Origin of the sequence: Mesorhizobium sp. WSM1497 (assembly GCF_001672455.2) — a bacterium.
Taxonomy (GTDB): domain Bacteria; phylum Pseudomonadota; class Alphaproteobacteria; order Rhizobiales; family Rhizobiaceae; genus Mesorhizobium; species Mesorhizobium ciceri.
Map to the genome: position 1 here is coordinate 3302572 of NZ_CP021070.1, position 15402 is coordinate 3317973.

At 63.8% G+C, this 15402-nt stretch carries 24 protein-coding genes and 1 tRNA gene; 8 read left to right on the forward strand and 17 right to left on the reverse strand.

Annotated features, from left to right (window positions below):
* Positions 1 to 66 precede the first annotated feature (66 nt).
* The gene (locus A9K65_RS16025; RefSeq protein ID WP_064993913.1) at positions 67 to 2052 is read left to right on the forward strand and encodes an AI-2E family transporter; all 1986 of its coding nucleotides are present in this window, start codon (positions 67 to 69) and stop codon (positions 2050 to 2052) included.
* A 79-nt stretch (positions 2053 to 2131) separates the two neighbouring features.
* Positions 2132 to 2620 carry a GNAT family N-acetyltransferase gene (locus A9K65_RS16030; RefSeq protein ID WP_064993912.1) on the forward strand — a complete coding sequence of 163 codons (489 nt, stop codon included), beginning with the start codon at positions 2132 to 2134 and terminating at the stop codon, positions 2618 to 2620.
* Between the two features lie 57 nt (positions 2621 to 2677).
* Here the strand turns inward: A9K65_RS16030 and A9K65_RS16035 are convergent, their stop codons facing one another.
* The 4 genes from A9K65_RS16035 to A9K65_RS16050 form a co-directional block, all read right to left on the reverse strand.
* Positions 2678 to 3679 carry an aldo/keto reductase gene (locus A9K65_RS16035; RefSeq protein ID WP_027160743.1) on the reverse strand — a complete coding sequence of 334 codons (1002 nt, stop codon included), beginning with the start codon at positions 3677 to 3679 and terminating at the stop codon, positions 2678 to 2680.
* A 79-nt stretch (positions 3680 to 3758) separates the two neighbouring features.
* Positions 3759 to 4004 carry a DUF982 domain-containing protein gene (locus A9K65_RS16040; RefSeq protein WP_013530762.1) on the reverse strand — a complete coding sequence of 82 codons (246 nt, stop codon included), beginning with the start codon at positions 4002 to 4004 and terminating at the stop codon, positions 3759 to 3761.
* 131 nt (positions 4005 to 4135) lie between these two features.
* The gene (locus A9K65_RS16045; protein WP_013530763.1) at positions 4136 to 4426 is read right to left on the reverse strand and encodes a hypothetical protein; all 291 of its coding nucleotides are present in this window, start codon (positions 4424 to 4426) and stop codon (positions 4136 to 4138) included.
* Positions 4426 to 5310, reverse strand: coding sequence for a LysR family transcriptional regulator (locus tag A9K65_RS16050; protein WP_013530764.1), 885 nt, complete (start codon positions 5308 to 5310; stop codon positions 4426 to 4428). The genes A9K65_RS16045 and A9K65_RS16050 overlap by 1 nt, the downstream gene beginning before the upstream one ends.
* 103 nt (positions 5311 to 5413) lie before the next feature.
* Here A9K65_RS16050 and A9K65_RS16055 point away from each other — a divergent pair, with 103 nt between their 5' ends.
* On the forward strand, positions 5414 to 6283 hold the full coding sequence (locus A9K65_RS16055) for an NmrA/HSCARG family protein (RefSeq protein ID WP_027160742.1): 870 nt from the start codon (positions 5414 to 5416) through the stop codon (positions 6281 to 6283).
* An 80-nt stretch (positions 6284 to 6363) separates the two neighbouring features.
* Here the strand turns inward: A9K65_RS16055 and A9K65_RS16060 are convergent, their stop codons facing one another.
* On the reverse strand, positions 6364 to 6681 hold the full coding sequence (locus tag A9K65_RS16060) for a hypothetical protein (protein WP_013530766.1): 318 nt from the start codon (positions 6679 to 6681) through the stop codon (positions 6364 to 6366).
* 278 nt (positions 6682 to 6959) lie between these two features.
* Here A9K65_RS16060 and A9K65_RS16065 point away from each other — a divergent pair, with 278 nt between their 5' ends.
* A complete protein-coding gene (locus tag A9K65_RS16065) occupies positions 6960 to 7202 on the forward strand; it encodes a hypothetical protein (protein ID WP_013530767.1) in 243 nt (80 codons plus the stop codon).
* A gap of 91 nt (positions 7203 to 7293) precedes the next feature.
* Here the strand turns inward: A9K65_RS16065 and A9K65_RS16070 are convergent, their stop codons facing one another.
* The 4 genes from A9K65_RS16070 to A9K65_RS16085 form a co-directional block, all read right to left on the reverse strand.
* A complete protein-coding gene (locus A9K65_RS16070; protein WP_013530768.1) occupies positions 7294 to 7500 on the reverse strand; it encodes a hypothetical protein in 207 nt (68 codons plus the stop codon).
* A gap of 197 nt (positions 7501 to 7697) precedes the next feature.
* Positions 7698 to 7883 carry a hypothetical protein gene (locus tag A9K65_RS16075; RefSeq protein ID WP_013530769.1) on the reverse strand — a complete coding sequence of 62 codons (186 nt, stop codon included), beginning with the start codon at positions 7881 to 7883 and terminating at the stop codon, positions 7698 to 7700.
* A 317-nt stretch (positions 7884 to 8200) separates the two neighbouring features.
* Positions 8201 to 8274, reverse strand: a tRNA-Gln gene (locus tag A9K65_RS16080).
* An 84-nt stretch (positions 8275 to 8358) separates the two neighbouring features.
* Positions 8359 to 8652: a hypothetical protein gene (locus A9K65_RS16085; protein WP_063172570.1), complete on the reverse strand. Its 294-nt coding sequence runs from the start codon at positions 8650 to 8652 to the stop codon at positions 8359 to 8361.
* A 551-nt stretch (positions 8653 to 9203) separates the two neighbouring features.
* On the opposite strand from A9K65_RS16085, the gene A9K65_RS16090 reads away from it, so the two are divergent.
* Positions 9204 to 10271, forward strand: coding sequence for a PAS domain S-box protein (locus A9K65_RS16090; RefSeq protein WP_064994059.1), 1068 nt, complete (start codon positions 9204 to 9206; stop codon positions 10269 to 10271).
* Between the two features lie 5 nt (positions 10272 to 10276).
* On the opposite strand, the gene A9K65_RS16095 is transcribed toward A9K65_RS16090, so the two are convergent.
* Positions 10277 to 11215, reverse strand: a complete 939-nt coding sequence (locus tag A9K65_RS16095; protein ID WP_064994058.1) for an alpha/beta hydrolase — start codon at positions 11213 to 11215, stop codon at positions 10277 to 10279.
* Positions 11216 to 11361: 146 nt separating this feature from the next.
* Here A9K65_RS16095 and A9K65_RS16100 point away from each other — a divergent pair, with 146 nt between their 5' ends.
* Together A9K65_RS16100 and A9K65_RS36495 are read left to right on the forward strand one after the other, a co-directional pair.
* Positions 11362 to 11670 (forward strand): hypothetical protein, encoded by a 309-nt coding sequence (locus A9K65_RS16100; protein WP_013530773.1) that lies wholly within the window; start codon positions 11362 to 11364, stop codon positions 11668 to 11670.
* 91 nt (positions 11671 to 11761) lie between these two features.
* On the forward strand, positions 11762 to 11896 hold the full coding sequence (locus tag A9K65_RS36495; RefSeq protein ID WP_263484935.1) for a hypothetical protein: 135 nt from the start codon (positions 11762 to 11764) through the stop codon (positions 11894 to 11896).
* Between the two features lie 38 nt (positions 11897 to 11934).
* On the opposite strand, the gene A9K65_RS16105 is transcribed toward A9K65_RS36495, so the two are convergent.
* From A9K65_RS16105 to A9K65_RS16130, 5 genes are all read right to left on the reverse strand, one after another.
* Positions 11935 to 12180 (reverse strand): DUF982 domain-containing protein, encoded by a 246-nt coding sequence (locus tag A9K65_RS16105; protein ID WP_064993911.1) that lies wholly within the window; start codon positions 12178 to 12180, stop codon positions 11935 to 11937.
* A 13-nt stretch (positions 12181 to 12193) separates the two neighbouring features.
* Positions 12194 to 12430: a DUF982 domain-containing protein gene (locus A9K65_RS16110; protein WP_013530775.1), complete on the reverse strand. Its 237-nt coding sequence runs from the start codon at positions 12428 to 12430 to the stop codon at positions 12194 to 12196.
* 94 nt (positions 12431 to 12524) lie between these two features.
* Complete coding sequence (locus A9K65_RS16115) at positions 12525 to 12968, reverse strand: GFA family protein (RefSeq protein WP_013530776.1); 444 nt, start codon at positions 12966 to 12968, stop codon at positions 12525 to 12527.
* A gap of 171 nt (positions 12969 to 13139) precedes the next feature.
* Positions 13140 to 13319 carry a DUF3606 domain-containing protein gene (locus tag A9K65_RS16120; RefSeq protein WP_013530777.1) on the reverse strand — a complete coding sequence of 60 codons (180 nt, stop codon included), beginning with the start codon at positions 13317 to 13319 and terminating at the stop codon, positions 13140 to 13142.
* A 493-nt stretch (positions 13320 to 13812) separates the two neighbouring features.
* Positions 13813 to 14004, reverse strand: coding sequence for a hypothetical protein (locus tag A9K65_RS16130; protein WP_013530778.1), 192 nt, complete (start codon positions 14002 to 14004; stop codon positions 13813 to 13815).
* A 199-nt stretch (positions 14005 to 14203) separates the two neighbouring features.
* On the opposite strand from A9K65_RS16130, the gene A9K65_RS16135 reads away from it, so the two are divergent.
* A complete protein-coding gene (locus tag A9K65_RS16135) occupies positions 14204 to 14632 on the forward strand; it encodes a DoxX family protein (protein ID WP_064993909.1) in 429 nt (142 codons plus the stop codon).
* 49 nt (positions 14633 to 14681) lie between these two features.
* Here the strand turns inward: A9K65_RS16135 and A9K65_RS16140 are convergent, their stop codons facing one another.
* Both A9K65_RS16140 and A9K65_RS16145 read right to left on the reverse strand, forming a co-directional pair.
* On the reverse strand, positions 14682 to 14987 hold the full coding sequence (locus tag A9K65_RS16140) for a hypothetical protein (protein ID WP_013530780.1): 306 nt from the start codon (positions 14985 to 14987) through the stop codon (positions 14682 to 14684).
* A 73-nt stretch (positions 14988 to 15060) separates the two neighbouring features.
* Complete coding sequence (locus A9K65_RS16145; RefSeq protein WP_064993908.1) at positions 15061 to 15330, reverse strand: hypothetical protein; 270 nt, start codon at positions 15328 to 15330, stop codon at positions 15061 to 15063.
* Positions 15331 to 15402 lie beyond the last annotated feature (72 nt).

Consider the following 15402-nt stretch of genomic DNA (forward strand, 5'->3'; position numbering starts at 1 on the left):
ATCGTTGGCTAAAGTTGCACGTCCGCTCTATATGCCCGATCATGGCATTTGGCAGGGAGGCATCACGTGGCCAATCGTCGAAACGGCACGGCGTCTCCGGCTGATGGGCTGGGGGACACCCTTTCAGCGACCGCGCCCCATCCGCGAACCTCTTTGCCCAATGTGGCGGCCATCGTCACGACAGTGGCGGCACTGTATTTCGGGCGCGAGGTTTTCCTGCCGATCGCCATCGCGCTGCTGCTGACCTTCGCACTGGCGCCGCTTGTCGCAGCGCTAAAAAAAGTCGGCATTCCCCGGATTGCCGCCGTCATCGCCAGCGTGCTCGGCGCCTTCGCGGCGCTTGGCCTGTTCTCCTTCATCGTCGCCACGCAGGTCAGCGAACTGGCGCAGAACATCCCGGTCTACCAGACCAACATCCTGACCAAGATCCGCTCGCTCAAGGAAACCGGGGTCGGGGGCGGGATCCTTGCCAGACTGAGCAAGGTGGTCGAGCGGGTCGGCCAGGAGATCGACAGGCAAGACCCCTCGCTGCCGGCCGCCGCCCCGGAAAAGCCGCCGCGCGAGCCGGTGCCGGTCGAGATCGTCGCGCACGAAAGGCCGCTTCAGGTCCTGCAGAATGTCGTCGGGCCGCTGATCAGCCCGCTTGGGTCGGCCGGGCTGATCATCGTCGTCGTCATCTTTATGCTGCTCGAGCGGGAGGATCTGCGCGACCGCTTCATCCGGCTTGTCGGCTACGGCGACCTCCACCGCACCACCGAGGCGCTTCAGGATGCCGCCAAGCGGGTGGGCCGCTACCTCCTGATGCAATTGGTCGTCAACATCGTCTACGCCATACCGATCGCGATCGGGCTCTGGGCCCTCGGTATTCCCAATGCGCTGCTGTGGGGGCTGCTGGCACTGGCGCTGCGTTTCGTTCCCTATATCGGCCCGATCATAGGCATGCTTTTGCCGCTGTTCCTGGCGCTGGCCGTGGCACCGGGCTGGTCGCTCGTGCTGTGGACAGCCGCCCTGTTCGTGGTGATGGAACTGATCACCGGCAATGTCATCGAACCCTGGCTCTACGGTTCGCGAACGGGACTCTCGCCGCTGGCGATCATCGTCGCGGCGATTTTCTGGACGTGGCTCTGGGGGCCACTCGGGCTGATCCTGTCGACGCCGCTCACTGTCTGCCTGGTGGTGCTGGGCAGGCACGTGCCGCAGTTTGAATTCCTGGACGTGCTGTTCGGCAACGAGCCCGTGCTCGAACCCCATGCGCGCCTGTACCAGCGGCTGCTGGCCGGCGATCCGGAAGAAGCCACCGATCATGCCGAGGAGATGCTGGAGGAGAAATATCTGGTCGAATTCTATGACAAGGTTGCCATTCCGGCGCTTCTGCTGGGCGAACAGGACCGTGTGCGCGGCGTCATGGGCGATTTGCAAAGGCGGCAGGTGGCGGCCAGTGCCCTGATGCTGGTCGCCAATCTCGACGACAGCGCGCAGGAGGAGGCAGGCGAGGAGGAGGGGCCGCCCGTGGCCGCAGAGGCGAGCGACGATGACGATCCCGGCGGGGAGGACGAGACCGAACTGCCCGATGGCACGGATATGTCCGTGCTTTGCGCCGGGGGGCGTGGCGAGCTCGACGACGCCGCTGCCGCGATGCTGGCGCAGGTGCTGGAGGTCCAGGGCGCGACGGTGTCGAAAGCCAGCTTTGCCGATATGGAACCCGCCGGCATTCGCCGCCTTGAGCTCGAAACCGTCGACACCGTCGTGGTCGGATTCCTGAACCGGGATTCCATCAAGCACGCCCGCTTTCTGGTCCGCCGGCTGAAGCGTGCGAAGGCCGCACTTCGGGTGGGAATCGTGTTCTGGTCGGAGGCCGACAGCGAGGACAAGGAGACGGCGGGCAAACTGGCGCGTGACATGAACGCGGATTTCGTGGCGCATGGCATGGTCGACGCCGTGCTGGGCGCGCTGTCAAACGAGCCGCCGGTCGCGCTCAAGCTTGTCGCCAAACGGCGCATGCGGCGACAGCGGGCCGCGTCCAAGAAGGTTACCGCGGCAGCGGCGGGTTGACCGAAATCGGCTGAGGGCCCATGGAACCAGGCGGCCCTCCGCGCGGCCTTACGGATTAGCTACCCGTCGGCGGTGAGAAATGCTCGAAATTCGCCCAGCCCAGGAAGCCGACCGGCCGGCGATCGTGCAACTGTGGCATCAGGGCTGGCATGATGCCCATGCGCATCTGGTTCCAGCCGAAATCCTGGCGTACCGAACGCCGGCGCATTTTGCGCTGTGGCTGGAGCAATCCGCCGACGCCTTCCATGTGGCGGCAGCCGATGGATTGCTTGGCTTCGTCTCGATAAACGGGGCGGAGCTGGTCAAACTCTATGTAAGCCCGCAAGCACGGGGAAGCGGAACCGCCCGCGATCTGCTGTCTTATGGCGAGCATCTCTTGTGCGAACAGGGCGTGGCGGAGGCCGAGCTTTTCTGCACGGCGGGAAATGTCCGCGCGCAGAGATTTTATGCCCGCGAAGGATGGCGCTTGAGCCGCAGCTTCGAAGACGCACTTTGGCTGCCGGATGATGTCGCCGGCAGGTTCACCGTGGAAACCCACTGCTATCGGAAGCATCTGGGCTTTCGTTAGCGTCACTATTCGGAACGAGCTTGGCGAGATTGTCGCGGACGCTGGAGCAGGCGCCCCCTACCGGTCGACCATCGCCATGCCCCGCTCGGTGTAGCGCGGGCCGGAGATTTTTCCCGGCGCGAGCGCTTCGTCGAGCGCGGCCATCTCGGCGGCATCGAGTTTGATAGCGGCGCCGGCGACGTTCTCTTCCAGGTATTTTCTGCGCTTGGTGCCGGGGATCGGCACGATGTCGATGCCAAAGCCGTCGCCCTTCGCCAGCAGCCAGGCCAGCGCGACCTGGCCGGGCTTGACGCCGCGGGCAGCGGCGATGTCGCTCACCTTGGCGGCCGCCTCGACATTGGCGTCGTAGTTTTCGCCCTGGTAGCGCGGGTCGTTGCGGCGATAATCGCCGTCGGGATAGTCTTCCGCACGCTTGACCTGGCCGGTGAGAAACCCTCGGCCGAGCGGCGAGAACGGCACCAGGCCGATGCCGAGTTCGCCAAGCAGCGGGATGATCTCCGGCTCCAGATTGCGCTCCCACAGCGAATACTCGCTCTGCAACGCCGACACCGGATGCACGGCATGCGCCCGGCGGATGTTGGCTGCACCCGCTTCCGAGAGGCCGAAGAAGCGCACCTTGCCTTGCGCGACGAGTTCGCCGACGGCGCCCGCGACATCCTCCATCGGCACCGCCGGGTCGACGCGGTGCTGGTAGAGCAGGTCGATACGGTCGGTTCCGAGGCGGCCGAGCGAGGCTTCCACCGCCTCTCGAATGTGCTCGGGCCGGCTGTCGGTTCCGGTCTGCTTGCCGTTTTCGATGCGGAAGCCAAATTTCGTGGCGATCGTCACCTGGTCGCGCTTGCCCTTCAATGCCCGGCCGAGCAGGGCTTCGTTGTCGTAAGGGCCATAGACTTCGGCGGTGTCGAGGAAGGTGCAGCCGAGGTCGATGGCACGGTGCAGCGTGGCGATGGATTCGGCCTCGTCGGCCGGGCCATAGGACTGGCTCATGCCCATGCAGCCGAGGCCGATGGCCGAGACCTGCAGCCCCTGGCTGCCGAGCTTGCGTGTTTTCAGGGTCATGGCAGGCGTTCTCCGGAGGGGGCGCAGCGATTATAGCGTCAGCAGGTTCAATCGATACGCCTATTAGATCACGATGTGGCTATTCGATCAGGATGTGGGCTTCGCGCGCTGCTTCGACGAGCGCCGCCCTGGCGACGTCGGGGGCAACATCGCCGCTCGTCGCCCGCTGGCAGGCGCGCAGTGCGGACCGATGCTTCGGGCTGCCTGCGTCACGCCAATGTGTGGTGAGCAAATCAATGGCCTGCTGTGTGTTGGACAGATGATGGATGGAACCGGTGACGCCGACCGAAACCGCCACAGGTTTGGAGAACCATGCCGTTTGCATTGGAACCACCTCAATTGGGCTGAAGCAATAAACGCTTACGTCCGCTCAAGGTTTCGTCGCTACCAATCAATCTGGCGTGATAGATTGCCGATACCCCCCAGCGGCATTGGGCCCCACATTGTCCGCGGGGCTCACATGTTCGAGGCGACGTCGCGGGTGGGCGGTGTTTTGGGTTTGTGGGCGGCGCGTTGCCGCGTCGCCTGGTGGGCAGGGCGGGGTTTGACCGTGTTCACGGTCGTGGGCGCCTGCGCCTTGCGGCGCTTGAGCCAGTTGGCTGATAGTTCGGCAAGGAGACTGCGCAAGTCTTTCACGACGTCCTCCTCTTGTAGGGCGACAAGATAATTGCCGTCGCCCCAACTTGTTCCACCGCAAACTCCTTCCGCCAAAAATAAAAGTTCTTGCCGGCGAAAGCGGTCGGGCATCACCTGCCGATATAGGCGGCCAGTTCGTCCGGCGTCCCGTTCGGGAAGGCCTGTTTCAGAAAATCCAGGAACGCCGACACGCGCGGGCTGAGCAGCCGCCGGGAGGGGTAGAGCGTCCAAAGAGCGATCTCAGGGGCGTCGATGTCCCCCCAATTCACCAACGTGCCGTCAGCCAAATCGTGGGCCACCAACGAAATGGGAAGACGTGCCGCACCGACCCCCGCCCGCACCGCATCGCGCACCATAATGAGCGTTCCCAAAGCGAGGACCGGCTCGATTTTGATCGTCGACCGGCCACCCTCGGTCTTCACGTGCCATGTTTGCCGTTCGCCTTTCCCGCGCGCAACGGCAGGGGCCGGTCCACCGGTGCGAGGAAGGTGAGGGCTCGCCACGACGACCAGCCGGTCGCGGAGAAACGCCCGTCCGACCAAGCTTTCGTCGGGATCCGGGTTGACCCGGATCACCAGGTCGTAGCCTTCCTCGATCATGTCCACAGCCCGGTCCTCCGTCGTGACCTCCAGCCTCACCTCCGGAAATTTGAGGGCAAATCCCGCGGCGATCCTCCCCATCGCGGTCTGAGAAAAAAGCAGGGGCGCGCTGATCCGCAGTCTCCCCTTGGGTCTTTGACCGCCCGAGGCGATCGCCGCGGCCGTCTCGTCCAGTTCGGCAAGCAACGCCCCCGTCCGCTCGAAAAGCGCCCGTCCTTCCTCGGTCAGCTTCAGGTTACGCGCACCCCGTTCAAACAGGCGCAGGTCAAGGCTGCTCTCCAAGTCTCCAACGCGCCGCGACAGGGTTGCCTTGGGCCGGCCGGTGGCCCGTGCCGCCTTGCCGAAACCGCCATGGCGGGCAACGAGGTTGAAATCGGTGAGGGCCAGAATATCCATAGGTGTTCCACCAGTGAGACGGTGCGTCTAAAATTTCGGTCTGTTTGAGTGTTTGTGAGCCACACATATTGGGCCTGTCAAGCAACCCAACAGGAGAAATTCCATGACCATCCTCGTTACCGGCGCCACAGGCAATGTTGGCCGCCAAGTCGTCGAGCACCTCGTCAAACGCGGCGCCGACGTCCGTGCTCTCGTCCGCGATCCGTCGAAGGCCAGCTTCCCGGCTGGCGTATCGGTCGCGCAAGGCGACTTTCTCGATGTCGATTCACTGCGCAAAGCCATGTCCGGCGTTTCCACCCTGTTCCTCTTGAACGCCGTGGTGCCGGACGAATTCACCCAGGCTTTGGTCGCGCTGAACGTCGCCCGATCGGCGGGCATCGAGCGGATCGTCTATCTCTCGGTGATCCATGCCGACGTGTATGTGAACGTGCCGCATTTCGCCGGCAAGTTCGGCGTCGAGCGAATGATCGAGCAGATGGGCTTCCAGGCTACGATCCTGCGCCCGGCCTATTTCATCCAGAACGACCTGATGATCGAAGACGTCATCACCGGCTACGGCACCTACACAATGCCGATCGGCGCCAAAGGCCTCGCCATGGTCGATGTGCGTGATATCGCCGAGATCGCCGCTCTCGAGCTGCTGCGCCGCGAACGGTCCGCGGAGCCGCTTGCGCTCGAGCGGATCAACCTCGTCGGTCCGCAGACACTGACCGGGACGGATATCGCGGCCATCTGGTCCGACGTGCTCGCCCGGCCGATCAGCTACGGCGGCGACAACACCGAAGGTTTCGAGCAGAATCTCAAGCAGTTCCTGCCTGCCTGGATGGCGTACGACATGCGCTTGATGGGCGAACGGTTCCTGACCGACGGCATGCTGCCCGACGCCGGCGACGTGGAGCGCCTGACCGCGCTTCTGGGCCGCCCTCTGCGTCCCTATCGCGACTTCGCCTCACAAATCGCCGGCTCTGCCTGACGGAACGGCTCCGGTCATCACCCGGTTCAGAAACAGCAGGGCGGCCTTTTGAGAAGGCCCCCTGTTCAGCCGGTACCGTCTTACTGCAGGGTGGCCGGACCAGGCCCGTCGCGTTGGGCGATCATCCGCCCGCCATCGTCGCCACCGAGACCATCCACGAACAGGCCAGCCACGCCGTCGAAATTGGTGAGCCCGTCGAATTCAATTGCGGCGCCAATCAGCTGGGCTGCCTGGAAGACAAGGTATTCGACGTCCTCGAGGGCGATGTTTTCGGCCAGGTTCCTGACCCTTACATGTTCCGCCACCGCCGTGATGCTGACGATGCCGGTCTTCCTGAAGGCGATCTGGACCGCTGAACGAACGTCATCGCGCAGTCGCGCCGAGTAATCATACCGCATCGAAACCTCCCAAAGGGAACGGTTTTCTGTTCAGGTTACACAATGCGGCAGAGGCTTCGTCTTGGCAAGTCACGAATTAAATAATATCTAAACAAATCAGCTAGTTAGCATAGTTATGCAAGTATGCGCCTTACGCCGAATACCATCAGGCTCATCATGCGCATGAGAAGCAGTTCACTCATCGCGAGGTCTTGACGCGCTAGGAGCGCTTTCCTAACTATTAGATAAGCGAGTTGAATACTCATTCGAGGTATCGGGATCCTGAGCGAGGGAGCGCGATGACTGAACTGGAACGCCCGGAACGGTTGCAGATCATGCTGACGTCAGACGAGCTGGCTGCGCTGGAAAACTGGCGCTTCGACAAGCGTATGCCGAGCCGTTCGGCCGCGGTCAGGGAATTGCTGCGGCGCGGGCTTGCCTCGGACGGCTTCCTGACGGCGGAGCAAGGGGCGAAGTCGCAAGACTTCGGTATCTTGCCAACCGCCGGCGGCAACGGCATTTCCGAAAGCGGCAAGGAGTAGCGGTTCACCGCGCGTGAGCCGCTCCAGTCCTTTCAGGCTGCCGGTCGCCGCAACGCGGTGCCGACCGGCCCAGCGGACCATAACTCTCGATTCAGAGGATGTTGGTCGTCACTTCGACGACGATCGCGGCACCTTCTAGGCTGCCATTGGTGACGTGCACGACACGCGATACCCGCAGATCCTGCGTGGTTCCATCGATCGACAGCGCAACGCTTTCGCCGATCCGCGGAACCGCCTGAAAAACCGCGTCCGTGGCCTCCGGCCGGTTGTCGATCGAGATGCGGCAGTTGACGGTCATGAGATGTCTCCTGTGTCGGCCCGGTGGTCAACGCGGGGTCCGCGAAATGGTTTCAGGAGCCGGATGCAACTTGATGGCGCCCGGATCCGTAAAGCAGTAATTGCTCCATTGTTCATCGTAACGGAGCAACAGGGCTCGCCGGGGAGGGCGTTGGGGCTGCCCCGGCGAGCTTGATCCGCCTTACCAGGGGCGTGGCATCACCGGGGTATGGAGACGAGTTTCGGCGCTCGCAATTCCCCGGCCATCCTTGCCGCCTGGAAAATTGTCATCAAAACCAGGATGGGCTCACCCTCGGTCGGGTTGATGGTCAGCACGACGCGGCCAAGCTCGTCGCTCATGCCGCAAGACCAGTCCTTGACGGCTATCACCTTTCTCGCGGCCATATGCCGTTCTCCTGCACGGGAGGTTCTCTGCCGGCTACGCCGTCTGGAGTTGGTCGACAGAACCTTCGCCTGACATTGCAACCAGCCGAAATGCGGCAAATGCGGCCAATATCATGAAAACCGCCGTGACGTTCAGGGACATCGTCGACGCAAGGACGCCCCCGTCAAAGCAACTCAGTTCCATGCGCTGTACCCCTTCAAGCCACTGACGGCCTGGATGATGATCCTGCTTCGAGTGAAATACAAGCGCGCGCTAATGTGCTGAAGTCGGCTGGCCAGTCTGCGCGCGGCTCCGAACCAGCCAAGCGCTTGGTTGCTGGTTCCCGCTCAAGGGCTCGAACCTCGATTCACGCCTTCAAAGGGCGCTGTCCTACCATTAGACGAAGCGGGAAAATGCACGTTGCGCCCCACCCCTAGCCGGTTCGCGCGCCGGGATCAACGCACTGCGTCGGCAAAGCCGATTGGAAGCGCGGTGTCAGTCCGGAAAGTTGGTGACGGGTTCCTCGCAGCGGTAGACCGGGCAGCTGCCGTCACGGGTCGGGACATAGGCCGACATCGGCACCTCCGGCCAGTCGCATTCGTTGCCGAACTGCCTGACATAGCGGTCATAGGTGTTGGGGCCTGTGGTTAGCACCACGGCATGGCGGCTTTGGAGCAGTTGCCGGAGTTGGTCGCAACTCATCGTGCGGGTGTCGGGCCTGGCTTCGGCGAGGCCGGTCGCGGCCAGCAGGATCGCTGCCGTCATGAAGGCAATTCGGCGCATTGGCATGGCTGTTCCTCGAATGGAAGTATCGGCCGAAACTCGCATCCCGCCGGGTGGTTCCGCAACCGCCGGCTCGCCGTCTGTGGCAGCGCAACCAAATGGTCCGTCGTGCATTGCTGGGGATGGATGGCAGGAAGCCCTACAAAGCTCCGCAATGGCGGCCCGGAAGCGGGGATCGCGAGGCCATGTGCTGTTCCTTCTGCGGCGGACGCGACCACAGCTACGAGGACTGTCCGCAAAGGAATCCCGACGCCGATGCAGTGCCCGTTGCGCCGCCCAACGACGCCGGCTCCGAAGAAGCAGGCCGATGAGACGGACAGGGCGAAGCGGCCACCGGGCTTACAGCAGCTCGACTGGATCGGCATTTACAGCCGCAGAGGCATTGCCGAGATGGAGGGCCGGGCATTATCGTGACATGCGTGTCCGCGACCGCAAATGCGGAATGTTGCGCACCGACTGCAACCAAAATGCCCGGTCAGGCATTTCTGGCACGAGGGAAATCCTCACGCATGCCCGGACGCTGGCGGGAGGCGGCAAGGTGGGGCCACGACGGGGCAATGACAGAATTGGCAAGCGTCGATAGCCTGCTCGAAATCACTGCCCACGCTCGGCTGGCGGCGATTGTCGATTCGTCCTTCGACGCCATCGTCAGCAAGGACCTGAACAGCATCATCACCAGTTGGAACGCGGCGGCGCACCGCATGTTCGGCTACACCGCCGAAGAGGCCGTCGGCCGCTCCGTGCTCATGCTCATCCCCGATCATCTCAAGGATGAAGAGACCGACATCATCAGCCGGGTTCGCAAGGGCGAACTCCTGGCCAGCTATGAGACGATCCGCCGGCGCAAGGATGGCGGCCTCATCGCCGTGTCGCTGACCATTTCGCCGATCAGGAACGGGTCCGGCGAGATCATCGGCGCATCGAAGATCGCTCGCGACATCACCGCCAGCAAGGAGAGCGAGCGCCGGATCAGGCTTTTGCTCCGCGAGGTGAACCATCGCGTCAAGAACCAGTTCGCGGTGATCCTCTCGATGATCCGGGAGACCAGCAAACGCTCGACCGATCCGCGCGAGTTCGAGGAGATGATCCGTTCCCGCATCATGGCGCTGTCGCGGTCGCACGATCTGCTGGTGAACTCGGAATGGGCCGGCGCCAGCCTCTTCGACCTTGCCCAGGAGCAGCTCAAGCCGTTCGGCCACGAGGCGCGGGTATCGCTTTCCGGACCGCTTTTGACCCTGCAGCCGAATGCCGTGCAAAATCTCGGCATGGCGTTTCATGAACTCGGCACCAACTCTTCCAAATATGGCGCGCTGGCGAGCGAGGCCGGGCGGCTGGAGATCACCTGGCGGATCGTCGAAGGCGCTTCGGACAAGCTGGAAATCCATCTGCTCTGGGACGAGACGATGCCGGTGCGTGAGGGAGAGCGGCCCGGGGGGCGGCAAGACGAAACCACGCGCAAGGGTTTCGGCACCGTCGTCCTGCAACGGGTCGCGCCGCAATCGCTGAACGGCTTGGCGGTGCTGGATCGCAGCCCGGGCCATCTCAGCTGGTCGCTGACGGCGCCGCTGGATTCGATCATCGTTCCGCAGTTGGGCGCCGACCTGCCTGAAACCGAAACGTCCTGAGCCCATCAAGGGGAGGGCGAAGGTAACTCCGATCGCACGGAGATGCCGTGACTGGTTTCGCCGAAGAAGCCGGCCAGCAGATCGGCCGTCCGCGCCGGGTCCTCCTCGGGGAAGAAGTGTCCACCCGGCATCGGCTGGCCGCGCACGTCGTCAGCCCAGCCGCGCCACAGCGCCAGCGGCCCGCCTTCGCCGGCATACCAATCCGCCAACGCGCCCTGACCGCTCCATAGCGCCAGCAGCGGGCAGCGGATGCGCCGGCCGGCTGCCTTGTCGGCATGGTCATGCTCGCGGTCGAGCGTGGCTGCCGCCCGATATTCCTCGCAGATGGCATGGGCGTGGGCAGGCGTACGCAGGGCCTCGACATAGGCCTGACGCACTTCGGCTGGAAACGCCGATGGCTGTGAGCCCCAGCCGTTGAGCGCATTGTCGACGATCGCCTCGGCGGCGCCGGACAGGATCTTTTCGGGCAATGGCTCGGGCTGCGCCAGCAGCGACCATGGCCAATAGCCCAGCGCCAGCCTGGCGTCGGCGCGGTCCCAGGCATCGGCGGTCGGCACGATGTCGAGGACGGCGAGCCTGTCGATGCTGCCCGGATGGTCGAGCGCCATGCGGTAGGCGACACGCCCGCCGCGATCATGGCCGGCGACCATGAAGCTGCTGAAACCCAGCTTCTCCATCAGCCTCACCAAATCGTCCGCCATGGCGCGCTTGGCATAGGGTGCGTGGTCCGGAGTGGACGCCGGACAGGAGCTGCCGCCATAGCCGCGCAAATCGGCGCAGACGACGCTGAACCGGCTGGCCAGAGCCGGCGCGATGTCGCGCCACATCAGATGCGTCTGCGGAAAGCCGTGCAGCAACAGCAATGGCGGCCCGGTCCCGGCACGCAGGCAGAATATGCCGGCATCGCCGGTGTCGATTTCCGCGCCTTGAAAACCTTCGAACATGACCGCCTCCGGCACGCGCAACGGCCGGCGAACGGGTTTGGTTGCAATGCCGCCCGGCGACGCGGCCAACCTTTTTCGTCGACAGGCGTTGTCCCTGTGAAGGGAAGGCCGCCGCAGGCGACCGTGAAAGAAAGAAGGAGGCAGTGATGAGAACTCTCGCCATCATGCCATTCGGCCTTATGCTGGCGCTGGCAGTGCCGGCCGCAGCCCAGCAGCAGAACGACAGCCAGGCGCCGCAGGCCGACAAATGCAGGGCTCAGACCGGGCAAGAGGCAAAACAGCAGCCTGAAAAGCAAGCCGATGACGGCAATTTGACCGCGAAGCTCAACGACTGCGGCGGCGTGCTGAAACCGCCCCCGACGGGAGACCAGGGCATGGCGGCGCCGGCCCCCGACGAAGGCAAGACGCCGGTGATCAAGCCGGGTGAAGTTCCACCCCAGCCGCCGAAGCAATAAACGCCGGCTCACTGGTATTATCGCACAAGCTAATGGAACCTCGTTTTCTCGGGAGCGTTTTTCTCACGACTTGGAATTTGGAGAGATTATCGTGAGAGATATTGCAGCCACAGCAACGTTGCTTGCATCGATCGCCATCGTGATTGCATTGATTCTTCTGGTGCCGAAGAGCTTTGGATTCGAAACCTCTCAGCCGATTGTCCAGGGCGAGCTTCCAACGAAATGACAAAGCAGGCGAGGCACGACGTCTGCTTCCTTTGACACCTACCGCACCAAGACGCCGGCGTGGCTGCAGAGCGCTGCGAACGCTTCCTGCGCCTCGGCGGCGCCTGTCTGGGTTTCCAATGCGGCTTCGACCTTCTCGCGCGCCGCCTGGTAGAACGGGCCGCGCTTGGCGTGCGGCCAATCGATCAGGATTTCGCTGGCATCCCTGAGCGTGGCGACGTCGCGGATCGTGTCCGAGCCATGCGGCTTGATCCGCATCGGTGTGGGCAAAATGAGCTCGGACATGGCCCTGTTCCAACTACTGCAGGAGTTTTGCTTCGCGCGCGGCGTCGATCACCGCCCGCATCGCTTTTTCCGGCGGCGTCCAGCCATCCAGCGCATCGCGGCAGCTGCGCAACGCCGCCCGGTAGCGCCGTCCCTGACCAGCCGGCCAGTCGCCGAGGCATTCCAGGCCTTCCCAGGCGCTGCGGACGATGCGCTCGCGCTCAGGCGCGAATTTCAGCCTGATGGGGCGGGGAAACATCTTGTCGTTCAACGGTCGTCTCCATGATTGCCGCAAGTCGCCGGGCGACATGCGTGAGAGGCGTCCGGTAACGTCGGCGGCAGGGCAGGGTTCCCTTGCCCGGAGATCAAATCTCTGCGTCGATGTCCGACAGCGATCTCGGCGTCGGCGCTTCGGCGTTGTACGCCGCTGGGCGGTCATGCTCGAACTGTTCGGCGCCGGGCAAAGCGTGCAGCCAGGTCTCGCGCCTGGAGGTCCACAATTCATATTCGGGCACGAGATCGGTCGGCGCGATGTCGAGGCTGCCGATTGCCACCTCGGCCTCGTTGTCGTCGACCCAGGCGACGCGGCCGCCGCATGTCGGGCAAAAGCTGCGCGTGCCATAGGAGCTGACGAGGCCGGTGGTCTCGAAGGCCTCGCGCGGCCAGATGGCAAAGGCCGAATAGACCGAACCGCCGGCCTTGCGGCAATCCTTGCAATGGCACAGGCCGACGCGCAGCGGCGCGCCGTGAACCTCGAACTGCACGCCGCCGCACAGGCAGCTGCCGGTCCTGCGTATGGTGTCGGACATGACAACCTCCCTCAATGCGTGGCGCTGCGGGCCGGGTGGGACAGATGCTCGTCTGCCGTTTCGTTGGCCAGGATGAGGAACCGGGAAAAAGACATCCTGTTCACCGTACCACCAGGCCCGGTTGACACGGCCCGCAGCGTCTTCAACGCAGCCCAGGCGAAATGGTTTCGGCTAGCCGCGGGCCGCCATATGGGCGTCGAGCTTCTTGCGCGAGGGTCCGTAGCGCTTGATGATGGTCTGTGCCTCGCTTGGCGGAATGCCGTATTTGCGGGCAAAGGCGGCAACCTCGTAGGGCTCTTCGCCCGAGACCTGCTTGCGGTCCTGTTTCGTCTTCGACTTGTCGTCAGCCATCTCAGGCCTCGCTTTCTGTTGTCGGGGAAACGCGCAACCTTCGGCGCCCGCGATCAACACGACATAACACAGATCGGCGCCGCCGGTTCCACCAGGCGACACGGCCAGGCTGCAACCGGCCTGTATCAGGCCGATGGCCGCATCGGGTCGGCGTCGGCAGCGTGGTCGCCGTCACATTCGGAGCATGCCGCGCTGAGGCCGGGGCAGCCGCGCCGGTGGGTGCCGGCAGGGCAACAATGGCCGTTGGAACTCGTCCAGCGCGGACATTGGAAGACCTGGCCAGCGCCGCCGCAGCCGCTGCATTCCAGCGTCGCCGACCCTACGCCACGAGGTATCGCCCCAAACCTGACGCTTGTTCGCAAATTTCAGCCCACCCAAAATCGCTGCACCGGCACACCGCTGCATTAGCCCCGGCTAACAATATCACATTCGTGATTACCAACAAGTTTCAATCGCGCGATGCGCCGGAGAGCCGGTTCAGGCCGGCGTGTCGTCAGGCCGGCTTCAGCCGCATCGCGGCGAGATACATGAGCGCCGAGGCGGCCTGCCCGCGGTCCCAGCCGGCAGCCTCGACCTTGCGGAGCAGGGCGTCGAGATGCGGAGCCAGCATATCCCTGCATTCCTGTTCATAGGCGGTGCTCATCGCCGGATGCCGCGGTGCGCCGATGGTCAATGCCTTGGCCATGTCCGTTTCCCCCTTTGAGCGAGCAACGCTATACCGTCGGCCGACAAACCGAAGATCGCTCCCTGCCGTCGGTGTGAGGCTTCGAAGCCTGCTTCGACCCGCGGCAAGTGCCCTGTCGAGAAAAATTGGCCTGGCGTGTCGGATCTGGCGCCCGTCGCGCGTCCTAGGAGCGAGCAACCTGCAAAGCTGGAGAACGAGCATGTCGTCGCAAATCACTCAATCGCCGTGGCAGACCGCGGCCCTTCTCATCGCCCGGCTGATTTTCGCCGGCGTCTTCCTGATGGCGGTGACGTTCAAATTCATGGGCATGGCGGCCACCGCCGGCTATATCGCCGCCGCCGGCTTTCCGTTTCCGCTGTTCCTGGCCTGGTGCGCGGCGATCCTGGAAGTCGTGCTGGTGCTCTGCTTCCTGACCGGCGCCTTCTTCACGCAGGCGGCCCTGGTGGCCGCCGCCTATATGCTGTTCCTGGCCCTTGCCTTCCACGGACCCAGCCACTGGGCCGGCAACCAGGCCGAGTTCGGCTTCTTCATCGACCATTTTTCGTTCCTGGCCGGACTGCTGTTTGCGGCGGTGCATGGACCGGGCAAGGTGCTTTCGCTCAATTTGGGATGGCCGGGCAGGGCTTGAGGCGAGGGCAGTGGTCCACCGCGGACGCATGCCGGCCCGCCGGCACCGTTCACAGCTGGTCGTTGTAGGGTTCCTTTATCTTGCCGACCATGCGGGCCAGCTTTGAGAAGGACGGCAGCTCCGCCTCCGGCTGGCACTGGTTGGCGAGTTCCAGCAGCCGGATCGGAAAGTTGACGGCGTCGCGGCTGGATGCGGACATGCCTTCGGATCGTTCCTCGTTGGTTTCGCCGGCCTCGGTCTTGCGCAGGGCCAGGTCGATTTCCTCCGCCGTCAGCACCCCCTTTTGAACCAGGAGACGATTGATCGAGGCGACGGCCATCAACAGGCCTTCGAGTTGCAGGTTGGCGACATTCATGGCGATTGCTCCCGTGGCTGGGGTTGAAACGCACGAGCGGCATTTCCGCTCCAGAAAGGCTGCGGGCGAACGCCTATTCCTGCGTCAGCCGTTCGCCATATTCGCGCCACAGCGCCTTGACCTCCAGGTTGCCGAGGTTGCCGATCGAAACATCCCCACAGCTGATGGCGACGGCGCCGACGTCGTATTGGGGGTAGGCGTTGGCGACGAAACGGATGGCTTCGCCCAGCGAACGCACGCGGATGACTGGATCGGCCTGACCCTGGCCGGTGCTGCACACGCCGGAAACCGTGGCTGGTGCATGCCGCATCCTGAACACGGATGCCATGGCTGGTCTGTCCATCGTCCTCTCCCACAAGGCCGTGCGACGGGAATCATTCCATGAGCTTCGACGAATGATTTCACACCTGCCGGC

Bases quoted from the DNA above. Each gene is read 5' to 3' on its own strand.
- A9K65_RS16030 (WP_064993912.1), top strand. From the start codon at position 2,132: ATGCTCGAAATTCGCCCAGCCCAGGAAGCCGACCGGCCGGCGATCGTG.
- A9K65_RS16035 (WP_027160743.1), bottom strand. From the start codon at position 3,679: ATGACCCTGAAAACACGCAAGCTCGGCAGCCAGGGGCTGCAGGTCTCG.
- A9K65_RS16040 (WP_013530762.1), bottom strand. From the start codon at position 4,004: ATGCAAACGGCATGGTTCTCCAAACCTGTGGCGGTTTCGGTCGGCGTC.
- A9K65_RS16045 (WP_013530763.1), bottom strand. From the start codon at position 4,426: ATGCCCGACCGCTTTCGCCGGCAAGAACTTTTATTTTTGGCGGAAGGA.
- A9K65_RS16050 (WP_013530764.1), bottom strand. From the start codon at position 5,310: ATGGATATTCTGGCCCTCACCGATTTCAACCTCGTTGCCCGCCATGGC.
- A9K65_RS16055 (WP_027160742.1), top strand. From the start codon at position 5,414: ATGACCATCCTCGTTACCGGCGCCACAGGCAATGTTGGCCGCCAAGTC.
- A9K65_RS16060 (WP_013530766.1), bottom strand. From the start codon at position 6,681: ATGCGGTATGATTACTCGGCGCGACTGCGCGATGACGTTCGTTCAGCG.
- A9K65_RS16065 (WP_013530767.1), top strand. From the start codon at position 6,960: ATGACTGAACTGGAACGCCCGGAACGGTTGCAGATCATGCTGACGTCA.
- A9K65_RS16070 (WP_013530768.1), bottom strand. From the start codon at position 7,500: ATGACCGTCAACTGCCGCATCTCGATCGACAACCGGCCGGAGGCCACG.
- A9K65_RS16075 (WP_013530769.1), bottom strand. From the start codon at position 7,883: ATGGCCGCGAGAAAGGTGATAGCCGTCAAGGACTGGTCTTGCGGCATG.
- A9K65_RS16085 (WP_063172570.1), bottom strand. From the start codon at position 8,652: ATGCCAATGCGCCGAATTGCCTTCATGACGGCAGCGATCCTGCTGGCC.
- A9K65_RS16090 (WP_064994059.1), top strand. From the start codon at position 9,204: ATGACAGAATTGGCAAGCGTCGATAGCCTGCTCGAAATCACTGCCCAC.
- A9K65_RS16095 (WP_064994058.1), bottom strand. From the start codon at position 11,215: ATGTTCGAAGGTTTTCAAGGCGCGGAAATCGACACCGGCGATGCCGGC.
- A9K65_RS16100 (WP_013530773.1), top strand. From the start codon at position 11,362: ATGAGAACTCTCGCCATCATGCCATTCGGCCTTATGCTGGCGCTGGCA.
- A9K65_RS16105 (WP_064993911.1), bottom strand. From the start codon at position 12,180: ATGTCCGAGCTCATTTTGCCCACACCGATGCGGATCAAGCCGCATGGC.
- A9K65_RS16115 (WP_013530776.1), bottom strand. From the start codon at position 12,968: ATGTCCGACACCATACGCAGGACCGGCAGCTGCCTGTGCGGCGGCGTG.
- A9K65_RS16120 (WP_013530777.1), bottom strand. From the start codon at position 13,319: ATGGCTGACGACAAGTCGAAGACGAAACAGGACCGCAAGCAGGTCTCG.
- A9K65_RS16130 (WP_013530778.1), bottom strand. From the start codon at position 14,004: ATGGCCAAGGCATTGACCATCGGCGCACCGCGGCATCCGGCGATGAGC.
- A9K65_RS16135 (WP_064993909.1), top strand. From the start codon at position 14,204: ATGTCGTCGCAAATCACTCAATCGCCGTGGCAGACCGCGGCCCTTCTC.
- A9K65_RS16140 (WP_013530780.1), bottom strand. From the start codon at position 14,987: ATGAATGTCGCCAACCTGCAACTCGAAGGCCTGTTGATGGCCGTCGCC.
- A9K65_RS16145 (WP_064993908.1), bottom strand. From the start codon at position 15,330: ATGGACAGACCAGCCATGGCATCCGTGTTCAGGATGCGGCATGCACCA.